Origin of the sequence: Erysipelatoclostridium sp. An15, from assembly GCF_002160675.1 — a bacterium.
Taxonomy (GTDB): domain Bacteria; phylum Bacillota_I; class Bacilli_A; order Erysipelotrichales; family Coprobacillaceae; genus Thomasclavelia; species Thomasclavelia merdavium.
The window spans coordinates 25,177-46,888 of the sequence record NZ_NFLA01000005.1 but is presented as its reverse complement, the minus strand read 5'-3'; the positions used below and the strand labels follow the sequence as shown (position 1 = coordinate 46,888).

Below are 21,712 nucleotides of genomic sequence, written 5' to 3'. Positions count from 1 at the left end.
AATATGAAGAAAAGAATCTTAAATGAGCGTTTAGCAGCAATTGTTGCAAGTATTCGCCATGGTGAAATGTTATTTATTGCTGATGCAGGCAGTGGTACATCAGCTAAAGCTTTATATCCATTATCACCAGATGTCGAATATTTAGATTTAGGTGTAGTAACTGGTTCGCCTTCATTTCAAGATGTTTTTACAACGTTAGTTGAATGTGGTGATTTTGAAGGGGCTATTGTTACAGAAGATATGCTTGAATTGAATCAAAAAGATTATCAGGTAGTAGAAAAATATTTAGGAAAAGAAAATATTCATGTGATGCATTATATTCCAGAATATTATCAAATGCGTGATCGTTGTAAAGCAGTAGTACAAACTGGTGACTATGGTATTCATGGACAAGCAATATTAATAGCGGGATATCCAAGTGCTGATATTCCAATGGAATGGTTGAAAAAGGGGGTAAAAGATAATGACTGAAAAAGAAAAAATGAAACTGGCAATGTGGTATGATCCTAATAATGATACCCAACTAGTCAATGAGCGTCTTGAAGCACAGGATTTATGTTTTCAATTAAATCAGATTCGTCCTAAAGAGATTGAAAAACGTCTAGAAATTATTGAAAAAATTTTAGGAGAAAAACCAGAAGGATTAGAGTTATTAAGTCCGTTTACTTGCGATTATGGCATTAATATTAAGTTAGGCAAAAATGTTTTTATTAATGTTAATTGCTACTTCATGGATGGTGCTACAATAACGGTAGGAAACAATGTTTTTATTGGACCATCATGTGGTTTTTATACAGCTAATCATGCTATGGATTATCATAGTAGAAATCAGGGATTAGAACGAGCTTTACCAATAACAATTGGTGATAATTGCTGGTTTGGGGCTAACGTTACAGTTATGCCTGGTGTAAAGATTGGTAGCGGCTGTGTAATTGGAGCTGGAAGTGTTGTTACTAAAGATATTCCTGATAATTCTTTAGCCATCGGTGTACCAGCGCGTGTTATTAAAGAAATTGATCAAAGTAAAAGAATTTAGCTAGCTGCTAAATTCTTTTTATCGTTTATTTTTTTAGTTGTAAAAATAATCAAAGCTCCAGTTATTGTAACTATGTAAATAAACATAAACATATAATCTAAACCAAAAGTATCTTGTAAAATACCACCTAATACATTCCCTAAAGTTGAACCAATTCCTGATGTCATTATGCCAATTAATGTTTGACCGGCCAATTGATCTTTAGCATCAAGATTATAAGTAACATAATAAGTAATAACACCGGTAAATAAACCATATGATAATCCTTGAAACATCATCCCAATAATTAAAATAATTAAATTAGGCGCCAAGCAAATAGTAAAGTTTCTTAAAAGATAGAAAACAGAAGCAAGAACAATTAAAGTAACACTATTAAATCTTTTCATTAAGCGAGGCGACATCGTAATAACTGGCAGTTCGCTAAAAGCCATGAAAAACATACATACTCCATATAATGAAGTGTTTCCACCAAGATTACTAACAATATTGATTAGGTAAGTACCAATTGTGGTAGCTCCTGCAAACATGAAACAAAAACCAAGTAGTAAGAAAAATAAAATTTTATAGTTTTTAATTACTTGTAAAACGGAACCTTGTTTTTCTTTAGTTGTTTTAACATTCTTTTGTTCAGGCATGGTATATAATAAAATTAGTGCTAAAGCAATAAAGAAAAAATAACCAATTGATAAAATCCAAGGATCAACAAAAGAAATAACTTGTCCAAAGACAAAAGCGCTAGCAGCCCATGAAGCTGAACCAATTCCTCTAGCTAATCCAAAATTAACATATAAACCATCATTAATGTAGTTCATGGCAATCATAGTAAGCAAAGGAACAGTTGATAGCATCAAAGCGTACATTAATATATACAAAATCATTGCCATAAAAGCAGGCATTTTTATAAAGCTTAAAATTAAATAAACGATACCAACACCAACTGTAATATAAACAGTTAATTTTTTTATAGTAAGATTTTTTATTCGATCAACTAATGATGAAATAAATGGTGAAATAAAAATAGTACTAATACAAGAAATACCGGTAACAATCCCGATTTCAGTATTAGATAAGCCTAAGTATTGTAGAAAAATAGCAATAAATCCACTGATACAACAATAAGCAAACCAATAGAATAAATGGAGTAAATTATATCTTGTTTTTAGTTGCATGATAGTGTCCTTTCTATAATAATTAATTTTCTGATATTATTAATAAATATTTTATTAAAATAGGCAAGTTTTTTTTATATTTTGAAAAATTAATTTATCATTAGATTTACTCTTTACAATAAAAAAAATCTATGCTATTATTTGTTCGCATCCGAACAATAAAGTTCGTAACCGAATTAAAGGAGGGTGAATAATGTACAGTGATCCTGTAGGCCGCAGAATAAAAATAATTAATAATTTGATGAAAAGATCAATGGATAAATTTTTTGGTCAACGTCCTGATCGAGCTACATTAATGCATACCTGGATTCTTGGTTTTTTACAAAACCGTCAAGACGCTGGAAAAGATACTTTTCAAAAGGATATTGAGGCTGAGTTTTCAATCAATCGTTCAACTACATCAGAAATGTTGAAATTGATGTGTAAAAACGGGATGATTTCCAGAGTCCCGGTTGATTATGATGCACGACTTAAAAAGATTGTTTTAACTGAAAAAAGCTTAAAATTTAATCAGGAATTAAGTCGTAAAATGAACGAACTTGATAAAATATTGATAAAGGGTTTATCTGAAAGCGAAGTAGAGACATTTTTAAAACTTTGCGACAAATTAATTGATAATTTAAATGAAAGTTTATAAGTTATCAAAAAAATTTTGTGAAAGGAGTTAGGATATGGTAAAAACACTATTTAAACAAATTAAACAATATAAAAAGGATTCACTTTTAACAATTTTCTTTGTTGTTGTTGAAGTTATCCTGGAAATTTTAATTCCATTATTTATGGCTCATATTATTGATGATGGGATTAGTAATCGCGATATCAATGCAGTATATAAATACGGTTTAATCATGTTTGTTATTGCAATTGGTACATTATCGACTGGTTTTTTAGCTGGTAAATATGCCGCTAAAGCTTCAACTGGTTTTGCTGCTAATTTGAGGGATGCAATGTATACTAATATTCAAAGCTTCTCGTTTTCAAATATTGATAAATATAGTACAGCTGGTTTAGTTACTCGTTTAACTACAGATGTTACCAATGTACAAATGGCTTATCAAATGATTATTCGTATGTGTATTCGTGCACCAATGAACTTAATCTGTGCCTTAACAATGGCATTTATGATCAATGGTGATTTAAGTTTAATTTTCGTAGGAGCAATGATCTTTTTAATTGTTGTTTTAGGTTTCATTATGGTTACAGCTACTCGTTATTTTAATCAAGTGTTCCCTAAATACGATGATTTAAACGAAAGTGTTCAAGAAAACGTTGTAGCAATTAGAGCTGTAAAATCATTTGTAAGAGAAGATTACGAAAATAACAAATTTAAAAAAGCTGCTCAAAATATTTATAAACTGTTCGTTAAAGCTGAAGCAGTATTAGCATTAAATAACCCAGCAATGATGTTATCTGTTTATGGATGTATTTTGCTTTTATCATGGTTAGGGGCTCAATCTGTTGTTGGCGGCTCTTTAACTACTGGTGAATTAACAACTTTATTTAGCTACATTATGAATATTTTAATGTCATTAATGATGTTATCTATGGCATTTGTTATGATTACAATGTCAATTGCTTCAGGTCGTCGTATTGCTGAAGTAATTAATGAAAAATCTGACTTAGTGTCACCTGAAAGTGCCTTAACTACTGTAGAAAATGGTGCTGTTGATTTTAATCACGTTACATTTTCATATAAACATGGAACTGGTGAACCAGTATTAAGAGATATTGATCTTCATATTAAATCTGGAGAAACAATTGGTATTATCGGGGGAACTGGTAGTGCTAAAAGTAGTTTAGTAAACTTGATTAGCCGTCTATACGATGTTGATCGTGGTAGTGTATTAGTTGGTGGTCAAGATGTTAGAAAATACGATTTAGAAGTATTAAGAAATGAAGTTGCTGTGGTATTACAAAATAATGTTTTATTTAGTGGTACAATCTTACAAAATCTAAGATGGGGTAATGAAAATGCAACTTTAGAAGAATGTGAAGAAGCATGTCGTTTAGCATGTGCTGATGAATTTATTCAAAAATTCCCTGATAAATATAATACTTATATTGAACAAGGGGGAACTAACGTATCTGGAGGACAAAAGCAACGTTTATGTATTGCCAGAGCATTACTTAAAAAACCAAAAATCTTGATTCTTGATGATTCAACAAGTGCTGTTGATACTGCAACTGATGCAAGTATTCAACAATCATTTGAAGAAAGAATTCCAGATACGACAAAAATTATTATTTCTCAACGTGTATCTAGTGTTCAAAGTGCTGACCGAATCATTGTTTTAAATGATGGTATTGTTGATGCCTTTGCACCACATGAAGAATTATTAGAAACTAATGAAATTTATCGAATGATTTATGAAACCCAAACTAAAGGGAAGGAGGAAGCATAATGAAAAATAAAAGTGTCATGTTTCGTCTTTTTAGTAAATTATTTAAGCAATATGGTATACATATTGTTATTGTATTGATTTGTATTATTGGACAAGCTATTTGTACTGTTCAAGGTACAATGTTTATGCAAACTTTAATTGATGGATATATCGTACCATTAATGAAACAAGCTGTTCCTGATTTTTCTGATTTAGCTAATGCTTTAACTAAATTAGCTTGTTTCTTTGTAGCAGGGGTTATCTTTTCATTTACGTTTAGTCGAATTATGGTTAATGTAACCCAAGGATTTTTAAGAAATCTTCGTGTTGAGATGTTTGAACATATGGAATCTTTACCGATTCGTTATTTTGATCAAACAACTCACGGTGATATCATGTCTGTTTATACTAATGATATCGATACATTAAGACAATTAATTAGTCAATCTATACCACAATTGACATCTAGTTTAATTACAATTATCACTGTATTTGTATCAATGTTGACATTGAATTTAACATTAACAGCAATTAGTGTTGTAATGGTTTGTGTAATTTTATTTATCTCTAGATCTGTTGGACGTTTATCTAGTCGTTATTTCGTTAAACAGCAGGAAACTTTAGGTAAGGTTAACGGATACATTGAAGAAATGATTTCTGGTCAAAAAGTTGTTAAAGTTTTTAATCATGAAGAAAAAGCAATTGAAGGATTTAGAAAAATAAATGAAGAGTTACGTGAAAGTTCATATAATGCCAATAAGTTTGCAAACGTCTTAATGCCTGTTACCATTCAAGTAGGTAATATGTCATATATCATTTGTGCAATTGTAGGGGCTATCTTAGCTTTATCTGGGTATGATAGTTCATTAACTATTGGGACATTAGTAACATTCATGACATTGAATCGAAGCTTCAATAATCCAATTGGACAAGTTTCAATGCAGATTAACTCTATTGCAATGGCTCAAGCAGGGGCAGAACGTATTTTTGAATTATTAGATCAAGAAAGTGAAATTGATCAAGGTATTGTAACACTATGTCGTGTTAAATATGTCGATGGTCAAATGGTAGAAACAAAAGAACATACTGGACATTGGGCATGGCGTCATCCTCGGCCAGATGGTCAAATTGAATTAGTAAAAATGGAAGGTGATCTTCGTTTAGAAAATGTTGATTTCGGGTATAATGATGATCACATGGTTTTACATGATGTTAATGTATTTGCTAATCCGGGTGAAAAAATTGCCTTTGTTGGGGCAACTGGAGCTGGTAAAACTACTATTACAAACTTAATCAACCGTTTTTACGAAATTCAAAAAGGTACAATCACTTATGATGGTATCGATATAAAATTAATTAAAAAAGCTGATTTAAGACGTTCTTTAGGGGTCGTATTACAAGATACTCACTTATTTACTGGAACAGTTATGGATAATATCCGTTATGGTAAATTAGATGCTACTGATGAAGAATGTATTGCAGCTGCTAAATTAACAAGCGCTGATCAGTTCATTAGACATTTACCTGATGGATATAATACAATGCTTACTGGTGATGGGGCTAACTTATCACAAGGGCAACGCCAATTAATTGCTATCGCTCGTGCAGCTGTAGCTAATCCACCAGCATTGATCTTAGATGAAGCAACATCATCTATTGATACTCGTACAGAAACGTTAGTACAAGCTGGTATGGATGGATTAATGAAAGGTAGAACTACTTTAGTAATTGCCCATCGTTTATCAACTATTAAAAATAGTGATTGTATCATGGTATTGGAAGCTGGACGTATTATTGAACGTGGTAACCATGAATCATTAATTAAAGAAAAAGGTAAATATTACCAGTTATATACTGGTGCTATTGAAATGGATTAATATAGTAAAAAGTTTATATTAGCAAAAATAGCATTAATGTATATTATAAAACTGCAACATTTTAGAGTAACTAAAATTCTCTAATTTTGTTGCAGTTTTTTATTTATTTTATTATCATAATTAAATCACAAAATATAAAATATATCAATTTATATTTTTTTATAAAAACACTTGATAATTCAAGCGTTTTTATTTTATTAAATTATAAATAAGTGTATAATTAGGGATAAGGAGGATTAGATAATGTCAAAAAAAATTATATTAATTATCACAATATTATCTTATCTTCTTGTAGGATGTTTTAGTGAAAAAAATAATTATCCTAGTGACTATCCAGCTTCTAGCAGCTATACAGTAAATGAAATTTTATATCCACAAGCATCTAACATCGCAGTTTTAGATAGTGATGTTGCTACAGTTGACTATTCTAATGTTAATGAAGGTTATATAGTTGCAACATTAAAGGCAGCTAATAGTCAAAAAATCAAAATTCAAATTAGTAAAGGAGAAATTAAATATAATTATGATTTAACGAGTTTAACAGGTACTAGTTATCCTTTGCAACTTGGTAGTGGTAAATATGTAATTAAGATTTTAGAGAATATTGAAGGTACTAAGTATGCTATTAAGCAAAGTGTAGAAATAGATGTTATTTTAAAAAACGAATTAAGTCCCTTTTTATATCCGAATATATTAATCAATTATCATCCTGGTGATACAATTACTACTCTTGCAGTTGATGTTGTTAAAGATGACGAAAATGATTTACAGAGAATTAAAACTATTTATGAATTTGTTGCTGGTTATTTAACTTATGATAAAGATAAAGCTAAATTAGCTAAGCAGCAATATTTAATTCCTGATTTGGAAGCATTAATTAAAGAAAAAAAAGGCATTTGTTTTGATTATGCATCAATGATGGTTGCAATGCTCAGAATTAATCATATTCCTGCACGATTAATTTGTGGGGGAACTGATCGTGATGAATATCATGCCTGGGTTGAGGTATATTTAGAAGGTCAAGGCTGGGTAAATCCAGATATTTTTATTGATAAAAAAACGTGGACGATCATGGATCCTACTTTTGCTAGTTCTAAATATGATTATGATGGTCAATATGTTCAAACATTATATTATTAAAGGGGAGATTAGATGAAGTTGACAGTGAATGAAAAATACTTGTTTTGTAGAGAGATGGCAATGATCTTAAAATCAGGATTTAGTCTTCATCAAGGAATTATGATGATTGGTGAAGAAATTGATAATAGTAATATTAAAAATGTTTTAGAAAATCTAGTTGCTAGTATAGATGAAGGATGTAGCTTTAGTGATGCCCTTAAAGCAAATGAAGCATTTGATGAATATATGATTAATTTAGTTAATATTGGTGAAACAAGCGGTAACATGGATACAGTAATGGCTTCATTAAGTGATTATTATTTTAGAATTGATGATATTACTGATAAATTAAAACAAGCCCTGGTTTTTCCAATTATTTTACTAATAATGATGGTAGTTGTTGTTGGTGTGATTGTATTTAAAGTTTTACCAGTTTTTAAAAGTGTTTTGCGAAGTTTAGGTAGTGATTTAACTAGTTTTGCCAATATTTTTATGGAATTTGGACAAATATTTTCATTAATATGTTTTATAATTTTGCTTATTTTAGTTTTTATTATTGTTGGAGTGTATTTTTATCAAAAAGCAAAGGGCATTAATATAGTATCTAGTTTGATGCAAAAATCATTTTTTGGTTCTAAACTATCAGATTCGTTAAATAAAGCACAAATTACTTATGCTCTATCTTTATTTGTGGGAAGTGGCTATGATCTTGAAGAGGCAATGAAATATGTTGATAAGCTGATTGATAATGTTAAATTACAGGAAAAACTAGTTAATTGTAATCAAGATTTAGCTAATGGCGAAGATTTTGTCACTGTAATCAAACGATACCAAATATATCAGGGAATGCCATTAAGTATGATTCAAATTGGTTTTAAAACTGGTCAAATTGATGAGATTATGACGATGCTCGCTAATCATTTTCAAGATGAAGTCAGTGAGGCTATTGGACGTTTTTTAAATATTATTGAACCTTCAATTGTTGCTTTTTTATCATTGATAGTTGGTGTTGTTTTAATATCAGTTATGTTGCCTTTAATTAGTATCATGGCTTCGATATAGGTAAATATGTATGCGAAATATTATTAAGTTTATCATTGTTATTGTTCTTTTAGGAGTGATAGTTACTAGTTTTAATCAGGCTTTAAATTATTCTCAAAGTGCCAATTTAAAGCGAATTGAAGATACAATTAGTCAGTTATGTTTAAATTGTTACAGTATTGAAGGGCGTTATCCTCCTGATATCGAGTATTTAAAGGAAAATTATGGTTTACTTTTAAATGATGAGCAATATCAGGTTGTTTATTATTATGAAGGAGCTAATTTAGAACCATTTATTAAAGTGTGGCAAAAGGAGCAAAATTATGAATAAGCATCAAAATGTTCATATAATTTTTTCATTATCGTTGTTTTTGTTATTTGTAATTGGTTCGTTTTTTGTTATTGCTTATGAAATACGGGGATATCAGATGATAAATCAGACTTGTCAAAATGAAGATGATTTAATCATGCCTTTAGCTTATTTAAATACAAAAATAAAAGCTGCTGATAATAGTGATGCAATTGATACAGTAATAGTTGATAACATTATTTGTTTAGAAATAAAAACGGATCAAACTAAAACATATATTTACTTTGATGATGGTTATTTAAAAGAATTATATATAACTAATGATTATTCAGTTGATTTAAAAAAAGGCGACAAGTTATTTTTATTAGATAATTTTTATATTGAAAAAAATAATCGGTTATTTAAATTTGTTGTTGAAAAAAATGATTTGCAAAAACAAATTAGTATTAATGTACATGGATAGGGGGGCAGTTATGAAAACTAAAGTTCATTCATTTGCGTTTTTAATGGAAATAATTATTGTAATTCTCTTTTTTGCTGCTTCTACAACTGTGTGTGCTTCTTTTATAGTAAAAGCTAAAAATAAACAGGTTCAAACAACACAGCTTCAAAATGATATGTTAAAAGCTCAAAGTATTGTAGAAACCTTACAAGCAGATTATCAAAGTGATATTGAAGAAATATTTGGACTAAAAAAAGTTAATGAAAACTATTACCAGGGTGGAAATGTAATTGTGGAATTTGAAGATGATTTTTTAAGCGGAAAAGTAATTATAAAAAGTGATAATCAATTAATTAGTGAATTACCATTTGTTTTAAAAGGAAAGTAGTATGAATAAAAATAAACAATCAATCCGCTTAAGTATTGGGGCAATTAGTATTTTTATGATTTTTGTTATTTTGGTAATGTGTATATTAGCGATATTGTCATATTTACGATGCAATTCTTATTATCAATCAACAATTAGACAGGCTGAGTTTATAAGTGAATATTATCAAAGCAAAAGCAGTTTGTTAAAACGCTTTTATCAACTTGACTTAAATGGTCTAAATACTAATCCTGATGTTATCTATCAAGAAGATACTAATCTTTATTTAATGGAAGAAAAAATTAATCAAAATCAGATTCTACAATTATCATTTAATATTCAAAATAGTGAATTACAGCTTATAGGTCTAAAAACGATTAATCTGGAGGAATAAGATGGATATAAAAGAATTATTAAAAGAGATTGTAACAAGAAATGCTTCAGATATTTTCATTGTTGCCGGATCACCATGTGCAATTAAAGTTGCTGGTAAAATAATTAAGTATAATGATACTCGTTTAATGCCTTTAGACACTGAAAAAATGATTAAAGATATCTATCAATTAGCTAATAATCGTGACTTTAGTAATTTTTTGGCTAGCGGTGATGATGATTTTTCATTTTCACTTCCTAATATTGGGCGATTTAGAGTAAATGCTTATCGGCAACGTAATTCTTGTGCAGCAGTTTTAAGAATCGTTCGCTTTGAATTGCCTGATCCTAAAAAAATGCACATTCCAGAAATTGTTTGTGATCTTGCCAATCAAAAGAAAGGAATGATTTTAGTTACGGGACCAGCAGGTAGTGGCAAATCAACGACACTTGCTTGTATTATTGATCAAATTAATCAAAAGCGAAATACGCATATTATTACAATTGAAGATCCGATAGAATACTTGCATTCTCATAATAAAAGTATTGTTTCACAACGTGAGGTCTTTCACGATACTAAAAATTATGTTGCAGCATTAAAAGCAGCGCTAAGAGAAGCACCAGAGGTTATACTAGTTGGTGAAATGAGAGATTTAGAGACAATCGATATTGCTATAACAGCGGCTGAAACCGGTCATTTGATTTTTTCAAGTTTACATACAGTAGGTGCTGCTAATACAATTGATCGGATGATTGACGTTTTTCCAGCATCCCAACAGCAGCAAATTAGAGTGCAGCTGGCAATGGTTTTAAATGCCGTTATTTGTCAACAATTATTACCTGGTGTTGATGGTAAAATGATACCGGCTTTTGAAATTATGATTTGTAATCAGGCAATCAGAACTTTAATTCGAGATGGTAAAACCCATCAGATTGATAGTACTATTTCTAATAGTCGCCAGCTTGGAATGATTACAATGGATGAAGCAATAATTGAATTATATAAACAAGGAAAAATTTCTAAGGAAACAGCATTGATGTATGCTACTAATCCTAAAATAGTAGAAAGACGATTATGATAATTTAGCGAACATGAACTAACTAGGTTCATGTTTTTTTTATAATTTAAAGATTTGTTATAGAAATCAAGGAAATGATTATGATTGTTTTATCACAAAATTATTAGATAACTATTGAATTATATTGTTTTGGTTATAAATCGGTTATATAATATGTTATATGATATAATTTTGTGATTGAGGCGGTAAAAATGGTAAAAAAACAAATCCTTAAAGTCAATACCTTTGGTAAGTTAAAAATTTATAATAAAACAAGTGAATTTCCTCAAGAAAAAAAGCGCAGTGCTCAAGTTGAGTTATTACTTATATATTTGATTTTAAACCGGAATTTAGCGATTAATAATCAACAATTAATAACTTTACTTTGGCCTAATGGTGATGCTGATAAACCTGAAGGAGCACTTAGAAATCTGGTTTATCGAGTTAGAAAAGAAATGAGAATGTTATTTGACTTTCCCGTTGATTGTATTAAAGCTAAAGGGCGGAGTTATTATTGGAACTTAGAAATTAAATGTCAGGTTGATTATGAGCCGATAATCAGGTTAAGCAAAAAAATAAAATTAGAAAATGACCCAATTAGAAAATATCAGTTTTGTTTAGAGATGGTTAGTCTTTATCAAGGGGAAATATTACCGGATTTTAATTATAATAGCTGGGTATTTGAACTTAATAAATCTATAAAACAAAAAGTTATTGATGCTATTGATGATACAATAACAGTTTTAAACCAATATAAAATGAATAAAGAAATATTAGATATCTGTAATAAAAATATTGATGACATGATGTTTTATGAAATTAAACTAAATGCCTATTATAACTGCGGTAATTATAATGAAGCCTTATCTTTTTATCATTGGGTTGTTGATTACTACCATAGTAAATATGGTCTAGAAGTAAGTCAAAATTTAAAAAATATTTATAATCTTGTTTTAAATAAACAATCACTTTTATCAATGAATATCGATCAATTAGATAATTATCTTAATCATGACGATAATAAAAATGCGCTGTATTTAGATTATGATCTTTTTAAAAGCGTTTATCAATACACTTGCAGAATGGTACAACAAACGATGCAGCCTCAGGTTTTAGCTTTGCTAACATTAGTAAAAGAAAAAGAAGAGGCCGATATAGAAAAAGGACATCTTCTTTTAAAGCAGGTTATTAATGAGAATTTAAAAAGTAGTGACGTTTTTTCTAAAGTGAATCAATTGCAATTTGCACTTATTTTAAATTGTTCTAATATTGAAAGCGCCAAAATACTACTACAAAATATTGATGAAGCTTTTGTAAAGGCAGGTAAAGCTATTGGTTTTAAATTAACAAGTGAATTAAAATTGATAATATAAAAAAACGCAAATAGCGTTTTTTTAAAGAATATAGCTTAATAAATAAAACTGACTAACATTTAAAATTCCTGCTAAAACCATTACATAGATTGGATTAGCTTTTTTTACTAATAGTAAATATATACAAATACCAAAAATAATAATCATTTGTATTTTAATTTGACTAAGATCATTATTATTGAAAAAAGCTGAAATTAAAATAGAAATTCCAGCAGTAGCGATCAAAGATACAACTGCAGGACGTAAATACTTTAAAATATTTTGTAATAACTGTAAATGACGATATTTTAAATAAAAATAAGCAATAACTGTAACTAAAATACATGATGGTAAAATGCAGCCAACAGTAGCTACTATAGCACCAGGAATTCCTGCAATTTTGATGCCAACAAAAGTAGCTGAATTTATTGCGATTGGTCCAGGAGTCATTTGGGAAATTGTTATTAAATCTGTAAATTCGCTAAAACTTAACCAATGATATAAATCAATTACCTGGTTTTGAATCAAAGGCATTGTAGCATAACCGCCCCCAAAGCTAAAGGCCCCGATTTGAATAAAGCTTAAAAATAATTGCCATAAAATCATTGTGGTAACCTTCTTTCTTTATAAAGAGTATAGAAAAGACCAAAAAGGATACAGCAAATAATAATAAGAATAACACTGACATTAAAAAAGTAATTTGCAATGAATGCAATAACCATTATTATTGCATATAAAGGATTTTTCTCTTTTAAAATACCTGTAGCCATTTCGATTACTACGGCACATATAACTGCACCAACCCCAGCTTGCATCCCTTCAAGCATTAATGCAACTACTTGATTTTCTTTAAAAGCATTATAAAACAAGGAAATAATTGAGATTATTAAAAATGGTGGGATGATAGTTGCAATAACGCTAATAATTACGCCAGGAATTTTAGCAATTTTATACCCAACAACAATTGCTCCATTTACAGCAATTGCTCCAGGTGCTGATTGAGCAATTGCGATTAGATCCAGCATTTCATCTTCATCAATCCAATGATATTCTTTAACAAACTTTTTTTGCATCAAAGTTACAATTACATAGCCCCCGCCAAATGTAAAAGCACTAAGATAGAGCGTTGAAAAAAATAATGTACTTAATTTTTTAGCTGTGTTATTAGACATATTATTACCTCCGAAAATATTATATAGTTAATTGATATATAAGTAAAATAATATTATTATATAATATAGATAATAAAATAATTATGTATAGAGGTGTAACTATGACGTTAAGACATTTGATGATATTCATTAAAGTATATGAACAAAAAAGTATTACTAAAGCAGCTAATCAATTACATCTAGCACAACCAGCAGTTAGTCTAGTAATTAAGGAAATTGAAAATCATTATCAAATCACTTTATTTGATCGGATGAATCGAAAAATATATCCAACTTTTCATGCTGATCGATTGTATGAATATGCCATTAGTATTGTTGATTTATTTGAACAAATGGAAAAAGAAATGGAAAATTGCAAAGAAAATGGAGTTATTAAAATTGGTAGCAGTATTACTAATAGTCACTATGTTTTACCCAATGTCATAAAATCTTTACAAGACCATTATCCAGAATTGAAAATAATAACTTATGTTAATAATACTAAAGTTTTAGAAAAACAGATTTTAGAAAATAAATTAGATATTGCAATTATCGAATCACAGCCTGAAAGTAATAATGTTATTAAAATTCCATTTATGACTGATTATCTAACAGTAATAGCTAGTAAAGACCATCAATTATTAAATAAGAATAATATTGATTTATCTACTTTGGTTAAATATCCTTTCTTTACAAGAGAAAAAGGTAGTTCTGTTAATACATTATTAAAAAGTGTTTTTCAAACTAAGCAGATTCCAATTAACTTTGCGATGGAAAGTATTAGTAGTCAAGCTATTATAAAAAATGTTGAATATGGCTTGGGAATTGCTTGTTTGCCATATATGTTAGTAAAATCAGCTTTAAAACAAGGTAGTATTAAAGAAGTTATTGTTCCAGATTTACAAATAAAACGACAGTATCATGTTATTTATCATTATCGTAAAAACGTTTCAACGATAATTAATGATTTTATAAATATTTGTATAGAATTTGGCAAGTATCATCAAGATTTAAAACAGTAGTTTTAAATCTTTTTCATTGTGGTTATAAATCGGTGATTTTTAAATAAATAATCACAAAATAATAACAAATTCAAAACATTGTGCTATTATAAAGTAGATTAATTGTTTATAATGAAAAATAATTCGTTTATTTGTGATTAATTGGTAAATAAAAATGGTTGAGGTGATTTATATGGCAAAGAAAATAACCGAAGTATTAGGAAAAACAATTAGAAAGGAAAGAAAAGAACGTAATCTAACCCAACAGGATTTAGCAGATAAAACAGGAATTTCTAGACGGCATATTGCTAATATTGAAAGTGGTAAGATCAATGCTTCTTTTGAGGTTGTACTAGCAATCGTTAAAGAGTTGAATATTTCGTTAGATAATATAATTTATGCTGATTTAAATGATAATTATAAAATCGAATTACAAAAGATGGCAGTTCAGTTATCTATGTGTCAAGATAATCAAAAACAGATTGCTTTGAAAACAATTGATTTTATGCTTAGTGAGTTTATAGCTGCTAATCATTAGTTTTTAGTAAGCTAATTGAAGAAAATTTATTTTAATGATTTATAAAAGTATTTTAGGTGATTCTAAAATACTTTTTTTTGTGAGTAAAACTTTAGTAACTAAATTATTGTTTTAAACTAAATAAAGAAGTAAAAAACAACTGATATTTTAGTAAAAACATTGACTTTTGATGAATTAAAGGTTAATGTTTTTTTAGGGCTAATATTATATGATGTAAAATTTTAAGAAAAGGAGGAAACGAATGAAGGGACGAATTAAAAAAATATCAGTTATTGTAGTTTGTCTAGCGATGATTTTATGTACATTTACTAATGCTAATGTTGTTAAAGCAACTGATGATGGTTATGAAATATATCCTAATCCGCAAAGTATAACATATGGCACTGGTGATTTTATCTTAAGAGATAATGTTAATGTTGTATATGAAGATGGTATTGATCAAGATACTAAAAATCGTTTACAAGAAGTAACTGATTTAAAAAACTTATCAATTACAACTTCTAATGAAATTAAAGCTAAGACAACTAATATCTTAGTTGGTATTCATGGTTCCAATGGTTATGTAGATAAATATGTTCAAGAAAATTGTCAATATTCTAATGGTTTATTTGATAATCTTGATGCGTATTATTTACAAGTTAATGATGGGACAATTGTTGTTTTAGGAAAAGATGGTGATGCTGCTTTTTATGGTTTGACTACATTATATATGGTAGTGGGACAACTAGATAGTCGAACTATCAAAAATTTCACTATTGAAGATTATGCCAATGTTGCTAGCCGTGGTTTTATCGAAGGATATTATGGTAATCCATGGTCAACACAAGATCGTATTAATTTAATGACTTGGGGTGGTTATTATAAATTAAATTCTTATTTCTATGCTCCAAAAGATGATCCAAAGCATAATTCAAAATGGCGCGAACTTTATAGCGATGAAGAAATTGAAAATAAAATAAAACCGTTGGCTGAAGCTGGTAATAAGTCAAAATGTCGGTTTGTTTTTGCATTACATCCATTTATGAATAGCCCAATTAGTTTTACACAAAGCCAATATAGTAATGATTTAGCAATATTACAAGCTAAATTCGAGCAAGTAATCAAAGCTGGAGTTAGACAAATAGCTATCCTAGCTGATGATGCTGCTAACTATAATAATACTGGAGATTTAGGTGGTAATAACTATAAAAGATTATTGGAAGATATGACAGCCTGGTTAAAAGAAATGCAGGTTGAATATCCAGATTTAAAATTAACATTACCATTTTGTCCAGTAGAATATGGTGGTACAGGTCAAGATTATTATCGTGATTTTCCTGATAATGTTCAAATTGTTATGACTGGTGGAAGAGTATGGGGTGAAGTTTCTAATAATTTCACATCAACATTTACTAATAATGTTGGACGTGGTCCATATATGTGGATTAACTGGCCATGTACTGATAACTCTAAAAAACATTTAATCATGGGTGGTTATGAAACATTTTTACAACCAGGTGTTGATCCCCAAAATATCCAAGGTATTGTCTTAAATCCAATGCAACAATCTGAGCCTAGTAAAGTAGCGATTTTTGGTAATGCCTGCTATTCATGGAATATTTGGGATTCAAAAGAGGAAGCTAATGCTACCTGGGAAGATTCATTTAAATATGTTGATCATAATTCCGCAATTGAAACTGATGCTTCTAATGCTTTAAAAGAGCTATCAAAACATATGATCAATCAGGCGATGGATAGTCGTGTTACAGCATTAGAGGAATCTGTAGTATTAAAGGAAAAGCTAAATAGTTTTAAAAGTAAATTAGAAAATGGTACTTTAAGTGAAGCTGATATTGATAGTATGATCGATGAATTTGAAATTCTACAATCAGCAGCTAAAACTTATCGTTTACAAGCTGGTAACAGTGATATTGCAAATCAAATTGTTTACTGGTTAGATTGCTGGGATGATACAACTGAAGCAGCTATCGCTTATTTAAATGGAGTTAAAGCTGTTTTAAATAATGATACTAATGGTATTTTACAATATGAAAGTGCTGGTAAAACGGCATTTGATCGTTCTAAAACACATGGATTTAATTATGTAGATCACATTGAATATGCAGAAGTAGGGGTTCAACATATTGTGCCATTTATCAACACATTAGCTACTTATGTATCACAATATGCTCAAACTGCAATGGATCCTGATAAAGTAGTAACTACATTTATTACTAATCGTAGTGACAGTCCAGTAGGTAGCAGCGAAAATGTATTTGACGGCGATGATGGAACAATGGTTAGCTATCGCAATCCGGTATGGATCTATAAAGGTGATTATGTAGGGGTAAAATACAATAAAAATATTAAAATTGAAAATATTAGATTTTTATTAGGAAATGGTAAAAACCATTTTGAAGCTTCAAAATTACAATACACAACTGATGGTAAACAATGGCAAGATCTTGAGCTAGTTGATATGGATAATCAGTTTACCGGTGTTAGAAATCAGTATTTAGAAGTGAATGCCAAAAAAGAAAACTTACCTGAAAATTTTGAAGCAATGGGAATTAGATTAATTGCAACTGCTGATAATGAGTTAGATGCATACTTGAATGTTCATGAAATCCAAATTAATCAAAAAAGTGATGCTGAAGAAGTAACTGGTGAATATTCTACAAATCGTGATCGAATGAATGGTACTGCTTTTGATGTTTTATCTGATGGACAAAACGGTAATAGTTCAGATAATGAGGTTTGGTTATCAGTTGCTTCTGGTAGTGATAAAGATAAATTACCAGCTGGATCATATCTAGCTTATACATTTAACTCAAAACAAAAAATTAGTTCTGTTCATTTTGCTCAAGGTGGTAGTGCTAGTGGTGATGTAATTAGTGATGGTTCATTACAATACTTAGATGATGAAGGTAACTGGATTACTATTGGTGATGTTACTAACCAGCAAGAACAAGTATTTGACTTATCAGATCAAAATATTGAAACTACTGCTTTAAGAATTCATAATGATGCGTTTGCTGGTATCTGGTGGCGTGTAGGTGAATTTAGAGTAGATGTTCAAGATGATAGTGGAACTACACCTTTAGAATACAATGTAATTAAAACACAACGCTGGAAAGTATATCAGGGACCAGAAAGTAGATTATATGATGGTAATGATAATACTTATGTCTGGTATGATCCTGATGGTGATGGAAATTCAACTGGCGATGACTTTTTAGCTGGTGATTATTTGGGATATGATTTTGGCAAGGTTGCTACATTAAAGAGTGTTCATATAGTTGTTGGTAATGACAATGGTGATAAACTTGTTAATTATGCAATTGAAACTTCATTAGATAATAATACATGGACCGCTATTGATGGCTATGATAACTATAAGGGTAATGCCAGTGGCAAAGATACTATCGATATTAAATTAGACGGTTTAAAAGCTCGTTATATTCGAATTAGAAATCTTGCTAATCAAGGTTCTTGGGGTAAATTCAGTGAATTTACAGTTGAAGAAGTTAGTCAATCAGGTAGCAAAGATTACTTATATACAAATCTTGATAATACATCAATTTTATCTAATTTAGAAGGTAATACCGCTTGGTTAACACCAGGAAATGTAACACTTGCAAAAGATCAATATATTGGAATTGATTTAAAGAATATCAAACATATTACTAGTATTGAAGCTTTAACGCTTCCAGAAAGTTGTCGTTTAGAAGTATCTAAAAATGGCATTGAATGGAGTAATTTTGATACTGCTAGTGATGGACGTTATGTTAGAATTGTTAATCCAAATGATCAAAAAGCAGTATTAGATTTAAGTAAATTCGAAGTAGTATTTGATTATATTGGTGAAAAAACTGTTACAAGTGATTTTGCTAATCAGCAAACTTCAAACGATATGCGTACTGCCGGAACTGTAAATAATGTCTTTGATGGTGATTTAAGTACAATTGGAATGATCAATGGTCCTCAAGAACAAGGAAAACATATTACTTTTGATTTAGGACAAACAATTCATTTTGAATCAATTAGATATTATATTACTGAAAGTCAATTAAATTATATTCGTGATGCTGATTTTGAAGTATCTGTTGATAATAAGACATGGACAAAAGTTTTACATGTTGGTAAACCAGTCGAAAATGTCTGGGATGATACTGTAGCTAAAGATATGCAAGATATAACATTATATCATGATAGCCAAAATCCAGGTTATATGTATGCCCAGGCAACTGATTTGAATGTTGATGGACGTTATATAAGAGTTACACCAACATCTACTTATTCACATCGTTGGGTTGGATTTAATGAAATCCAAATCAATGGTGGTGCTTATATTTCTCCTGAATCAAATAGAGATATTATTAGTGAAGCAATTGAAGAACCAGGTAAGATTCCTTCAAATATGATTGATAAAGATTATTCTACTTCATACAAATCAACTGCAGCAAATAGCTCATTTACTTATTATGTTTCTCAACCGGTTGATTTAAGAACTGTTCGTATTGTTCAAAGTGGAACAATTAGCAATGCCCAAGTTATTGTTCATGTATATAGTGAAGGAACTGTAAAAGAAATTAATTTAGGTTCTTTGAATCAGACAATTAGTGAATTTGTAATACCTGAAGGAGTAATGTTTAAAGATATCCAAGTATCATGGCAAGATTCAATACCTGAAATTTTAGAAATTGCTATGTATAAAACTGCCGAAGATGCTACTGATGCTAAAGCTGATTTAAAAGCTTTATTAGATGAAAATATTGATACATCTAATTGGACATTAGATTCATTACAAAATTATCAAAATGCATATAATGCTGCAAAAGAAATATATGAAAATGAATATGCTTCAAAATTTACAGTTGAAACAGCATTAGGGGTATTAAAAACTGCAATTAATAATGGTGAAGAAAAATATACTGATTCCAAATTAAGTGATTTAGTAAATAATGCTATTTCTAATGATAAAGGATATTATACAACGGTTTCTTATAATGCTTATAATTCAGCAATTTTATCTGCACAAGCTGCATTAGAAAATCCTGATCTTTTAAGTAAAGAAGATGGTGAACAATTAGTAGCTGCAATTGAAAAAGCTCAATCAGAATTAGTTTATAGTACAGCCTTTAGAGAACAAGCACAATTACTTGTAGAAGAAGAATTAGTACTTATTGATGATGTTTATTCACCAGAAAGTCTTGAAGCTTATAATCAAGCAAAAGCTGATTTAAAAGAAGCTATTGATAAAGATAAAGCTGCTTCAAGTCAAGAAGAAAGAGTTTCACCAGAAACTTTTGAAAGTTTAATAAATGCTTATAATGACGCTAAAGCTAAACTGCAAGCTTCAGCAAAAGCAACATTACAAGTATTGATTGATGAATTTGCAACATATGATGGTGATTTATATGAACAAGAATCATTTGCAGCTTATCAAAAAGCTGTTGAAAAAGCAAAAGAAATCATTGAAACTGCTACAACTGAAGAAATAGTAGAACAAATTCAAGCTATTCGTGAAGCAAAATCGAACTTGAAAGCTTCTAAAGCAACATTAGATGAAGTTATTAAGGATGCTGAAGCAGTTGATAAAAACAAATATACTGAAAAATCTTATAATGATTTAATGAATATTGTTAATGAAGCTAAAAACTTAACAGATGAAAGTAAGTATACAAAATATATTCAATTAATTACGGATGCTAAAACAGCATTAGTAAATGTTGAAGTATTAAAAACTAGAATTAGTGAAGTAGAAAAAATTGATGCTACATTATATACAAAAGCAAGCTATCAAAAAGTAAGTGAAACATTAGCTACTGCTAAACTTTTATTAGTTGATGGTAGTCAAGATGATGTTGAAACAATGTTAGAAACATTAATTGATGCTGTTAATGGCTTAGAGTTAAGTGGTCAAAAAGAATATGAACAATATTTAAGCAATATTGAATTAAAAGATGAAGCTTTATACACTGAAGATAGTTATAAAGTTTATAAAGATGCTTACGATAATTTAGCTAATTTAGGTGATGATGTATCATTAAAAGATTTCACAAATGCTAAAACAATATTTGAAGAAGCTCAAGAAGCTCTTAAATTTAAAGGTGCCGATTATAGTAAAGTTCAAGAAGTATTAGATAGAATACCTGCTGATCTATCTGGATTTGATCAAGCAGCAGTAAAAGAATTAAAAGACTTGATTGCTAGTATTGATTACACATTAACAATCAATGATCAAGAAAAAGTTGACAAATATGCAATTGATTTACAAGCTGCATTAGATAAAGTCTTAAAATCAATGAATCCTGATGATGGCTCACAACAGCCAGAACAACCTGGACAAGCAACTGGTGATAAAGATACAACTAATTCTTCATCATCAGCTAAAACTGGCGATACAGCGGTAATTTTACCATCTTTATTATTGATGTCATTAGCTGTTTTAATGGGTACTTTTGTAAAAAGAAGAAAAGTTATTAAATAATAACTAAATAATAAAAGGATCGAAAG

19 protein-coding genes are annotated in these 21,712 nt (G+C 29.4%); 16 read left to right on the top strand and 3 right to left on the bottom strand.

Annotation, left to right across the window (positions count from 1 at the left end):
- The first annotated feature begins 3 nt into the window (after positions 1-3).
- A complete protein-coding gene (locus tag B5E92_RS03185; protein WP_087299158.1) occupies positions 4-471 on the top strand; it encodes an RbsD/FucU domain-containing protein in 468 nt (155 codons plus the stop codon).
- Positions 464-1,036 carry a sugar O-acetyltransferase gene (locus B5E92_RS03180; RefSeq protein WP_087299156.1) on the top strand — a complete coding sequence of 191 codons (573 nt, stop codon included), beginning with the start codon at positions 464-466 and terminating at the stop codon, positions 1,034-1,036. The genes B5E92_RS03185 and B5E92_RS03180 overlap by 8 nt, the downstream gene beginning before the upstream one ends.
- On the opposite strand, the gene B5E92_RS03175 is transcribed toward B5E92_RS03180, so the two are convergent.
- Complete coding sequence (locus B5E92_RS03175; RefSeq protein ID WP_239406380.1) at positions 1,033-2,205, bottom strand: MFS transporter; 1,173 nt, start codon at positions 2,203-2,205, stop codon at positions 1,033-1,035. The two genes, B5E92_RS03180 and B5E92_RS03175, sit on opposite strands and share 4 nt — an antisense overlap.
- Before the next feature lie 193 nt (positions 2,206-2,398).
- Between B5E92_RS03175 and B5E92_RS03170 the strand changes: the two genes are divergently transcribed.
- The 11 genes from B5E92_RS03170 (at position 2,399) to B5E92_RS03120 (ending at position 12,545) form a co-directional block, all read left to right on the top strand.
- Complete coding sequence (locus tag B5E92_RS03170; protein WP_087299152.1) at positions 2,399-2,842, top strand: MarR family winged helix-turn-helix transcriptional regulator; 444 nt, start codon at positions 2,399-2,401, stop codon at positions 2,840-2,842.
- 34 nt (positions 2,843-2,876) lie between these two features.
- Positions 2,877-4,607 (top strand): ABC transporter ATP-binding protein, encoded by a 1,731-nt coding sequence (locus B5E92_RS03165; RefSeq protein WP_087299150.1) that lies wholly within the window; start codon positions 2,877-2,879, stop codon positions 4,605-4,607.
- Positions 4,607-6,463 (top strand): ABC transporter ATP-binding protein, encoded by a 1,857-nt coding sequence (locus B5E92_RS03160; RefSeq protein ID WP_087299148.1) that lies wholly within the window; start codon positions 4,607-4,609, stop codon positions 6,461-6,463. Before B5E92_RS03165 ends, B5E92_RS03160 begins: the two co-directional genes overlap by 1 nt.
- A gap of 243 nt (positions 6,464-6,706) precedes the next feature.
- Positions 6,707-7,603, top strand: coding sequence for a transglutaminase family protein (locus tag B5E92_RS03155; protein ID WP_087299146.1), 897 nt, complete (start codon positions 6,707-6,709; stop codon positions 7,601-7,603).
- A gap of 12 nt (positions 7,604-7,615) precedes the next feature.
- Complete coding sequence (locus B5E92_RS03150; protein WP_087299144.1) at positions 7,616-8,644, top strand: type II secretion system F family protein; 1,029 nt, start codon at positions 7,616-7,618, stop codon at positions 8,642-8,644.
- A gap of 10 nt (positions 8,645-8,654) precedes the next feature.
- Positions 8,655-8,954 (top strand): hypothetical protein, encoded by a 300-nt coding sequence (locus B5E92_RS03145; protein WP_087299142.1) that lies wholly within the window; start codon positions 8,655-8,657, stop codon positions 8,952-8,954.
- Positions 8,947-9,396 (top strand): DUF4860 domain-containing protein, encoded by a 450-nt coding sequence (locus tag B5E92_RS03140; RefSeq protein WP_087299140.1) that lies wholly within the window; start codon positions 8,947-8,949, stop codon positions 9,394-9,396. Before B5E92_RS03145 ends, B5E92_RS03140 begins: the two co-directional genes overlap by 8 nt.
- Positions 9,397-9,406: 10 nt before the next feature.
- Positions 9,407-9,763 (top strand): hypothetical protein, encoded by a 357-nt coding sequence (locus tag B5E92_RS03135; protein ID WP_087299138.1) that lies wholly within the window; start codon positions 9,407-9,409, stop codon positions 9,761-9,763.
- A 1-nt stretch (position 9,764) separates the two neighbouring features.
- Positions 9,765-10,136 (top strand): hypothetical protein, encoded by a 372-nt coding sequence (locus tag B5E92_RS03130; RefSeq protein WP_087299136.1) that lies wholly within the window; start codon positions 9,765-9,767, stop codon positions 10,134-10,136.
- A 1-nt stretch (position 10,137) separates the two neighbouring features.
- The gene (locus tag B5E92_RS03125; RefSeq protein ID WP_087299134.1) at positions 10,138-11,193 is read left to right on the top strand and encodes a type IV pilus twitching motility protein PilT; all 1,056 of its coding nucleotides are present in this window, start codon (positions 10,138-10,140) and stop codon (positions 11,191-11,193) included.
- Positions 11,194-11,384: 191 nt separating this feature from the next.
- Positions 11,385-12,545, top strand: coding sequence for a hypothetical protein (locus B5E92_RS03120; RefSeq protein ID WP_087299132.1), 1,161 nt, complete (start codon positions 11,385-11,387; stop codon positions 12,543-12,545).
- 21 nt (positions 12,546-12,566) lie between these two features.
- Here B5E92_RS03120 and B5E92_RS03115 read toward each other — a convergent pair whose 3' ends face one another.
- Both B5E92_RS03115 and B5E92_RS03110 read right to left on the bottom strand, forming a co-directional pair.
- Positions 12,567-13,130: a chromate transporter gene (locus tag B5E92_RS03115; RefSeq protein ID WP_087299130.1), complete on the bottom strand. Its 564-nt coding sequence runs from the start codon at positions 13,128-13,130 to the stop codon at positions 12,567-12,569.
- Positions 13,127-13,696, bottom strand: coding sequence for a chromate transporter (locus B5E92_RS03110; protein WP_087299128.1), 570 nt, complete (start codon positions 13,694-13,696; stop codon positions 13,127-13,129). Before B5E92_RS03110 ends, B5E92_RS03115 begins: the two co-directional genes overlap by 4 nt.
- 101 nt (positions 13,697-13,797) lie before the next feature.
- On the opposite strand from B5E92_RS03110, the gene B5E92_RS03105 reads away from it, so the two are divergent.
- The 3 genes from B5E92_RS03105 (at position 13,798) to B5E92_RS03095 (ending at position 21,686) form a co-directional block, all read left to right on the top strand.
- Positions 13,798-14,697 carry a LysR family transcriptional regulator gene (locus B5E92_RS03105; protein WP_087299126.1) on the top strand — a complete coding sequence of 300 codons (900 nt, stop codon included), beginning with the start codon at positions 13,798-13,800 and terminating at the stop codon, positions 14,695-14,697.
- 172 nt (positions 14,698-14,869) lie between these two features.
- Positions 14,870-15,214: a helix-turn-helix domain-containing protein gene (locus tag B5E92_RS03100; RefSeq protein ID WP_158095182.1), complete on the top strand. Its 345-nt coding sequence runs from the start codon at positions 14,870-14,872 to the stop codon at positions 15,212-15,214.
- 241 nt (positions 15,215-15,455) lie between these two features.
- Positions 15,456-21,686 carry a beta-N-acetylglucosaminidase domain-containing protein gene (locus B5E92_RS03095; RefSeq protein WP_087299122.1) on the top strand — a complete coding sequence of 2,077 codons (6,231 nt, stop codon included), beginning with the start codon at positions 15,456-15,458 and terminating at the stop codon, positions 21,684-21,686.
- Positions 21,687-21,712: the final 26 nt, after the last annotated feature.

Bases quoted from the DNA above. Each gene is read 5' to 3' on its own strand.
- B5E92_RS03185 (WP_087299158.1), top strand. From the start codon at position 4: ATGAAGAAAAGAATCTTAAATGAGCGTTTAGCAGCAATTGTTGCAAGT.
- B5E92_RS03180 (WP_087299156.1), top strand. From the start codon at position 464: ATGACTGAAAAAGAAAAAATGAAACTGGCAATGTGGTATGATCCTAAT.
- B5E92_RS03175 (WP_239406380.1), bottom strand. From the start codon at position 2,205: ATGCAACTAAAAACAAGATATAATTTACTCCATTTATTCTATTGGTTT.
- B5E92_RS03170 (WP_087299152.1), top strand. From the start codon at position 2,399: ATGTACAGTGATCCTGTAGGCCGCAGAATAAAAATAATTAATAATTTG.
- B5E92_RS03165 (WP_087299150.1), top strand. From the start codon at position 2,877: ATGGTAAAAACACTATTTAAACAAATTAAACAATATAAAAAGGATTCA.
- B5E92_RS03160 (WP_087299148.1), top strand. From the start codon at position 4,607: ATGAAAAATAAAAGTGTCATGTTTCGTCTTTTTAGTAAATTATTTAAG.
- B5E92_RS03155 (WP_087299146.1), top strand. From the start codon at position 6,707: ATGTCAAAAAAAATTATATTAATTATCACAATATTATCTTATCTTCTT.
- B5E92_RS03150 (WP_087299144.1), top strand. From the start codon at position 7,616: ATGAAGTTGACAGTGAATGAAAAATACTTGTTTTGTAGAGAGATGGCA.
- B5E92_RS03145 (WP_087299142.1), top strand. From the start codon at position 8,655: ATGCGAAATATTATTAAGTTTATCATTGTTATTGTTCTTTTAGGAGTG.
- B5E92_RS03140 (WP_087299140.1), top strand. From the start codon at position 8,947: ATGAATAAGCATCAAAATGTTCATATAATTTTTTCATTATCGTTGTTT.
- B5E92_RS03135 (WP_087299138.1), top strand. From the start codon at position 9,407: ATGAAAACTAAAGTTCATTCATTTGCGTTTTTAATGGAAATAATTATT.
- B5E92_RS03130 (WP_087299136.1), top strand. From the start codon at position 9,765: ATGAATAAAAATAAACAATCAATCCGCTTAAGTATTGGGGCAATTAGT.
- B5E92_RS03125 (WP_087299134.1), top strand. From the start codon at position 10,138: ATGGATATAAAAGAATTATTAAAAGAGATTGTAACAAGAAATGCTTCA.
- B5E92_RS03120 (WP_087299132.1), top strand. From the start codon at position 11,385: ATGGTAAAAAAACAAATCCTTAAAGTCAATACCTTTGGTAAGTTAAAA.
- B5E92_RS03115 (WP_087299130.1), bottom strand. From the start codon at position 13,130: ATGATTTTATGGCAATTATTTTTAAGCTTTATTCAAATCGGGGCCTTT.
- B5E92_RS03110 (WP_087299128.1), bottom strand. From the start codon at position 13,696: ATGTCTAATAACACAGCTAAAAAATTAAGTACATTATTTTTTTCAACG.
- B5E92_RS03105 (WP_087299126.1), top strand. From the start codon at position 13,798: ATGACGTTAAGACATTTGATGATATTCATTAAAGTATATGAACAAAAA.
- B5E92_RS03100 (WP_158095182.1), top strand. From the start codon at position 14,870: ATGGCAAAGAAAATAACCGAAGTATTAGGAAAAACAATTAGAAAGGAA.
- B5E92_RS03095 (WP_087299122.1), top strand. From the start codon at position 15,456: ATGAAGGGACGAATTAAAAAAATATCAGTTATTGTAGTTTGTCTAGCG.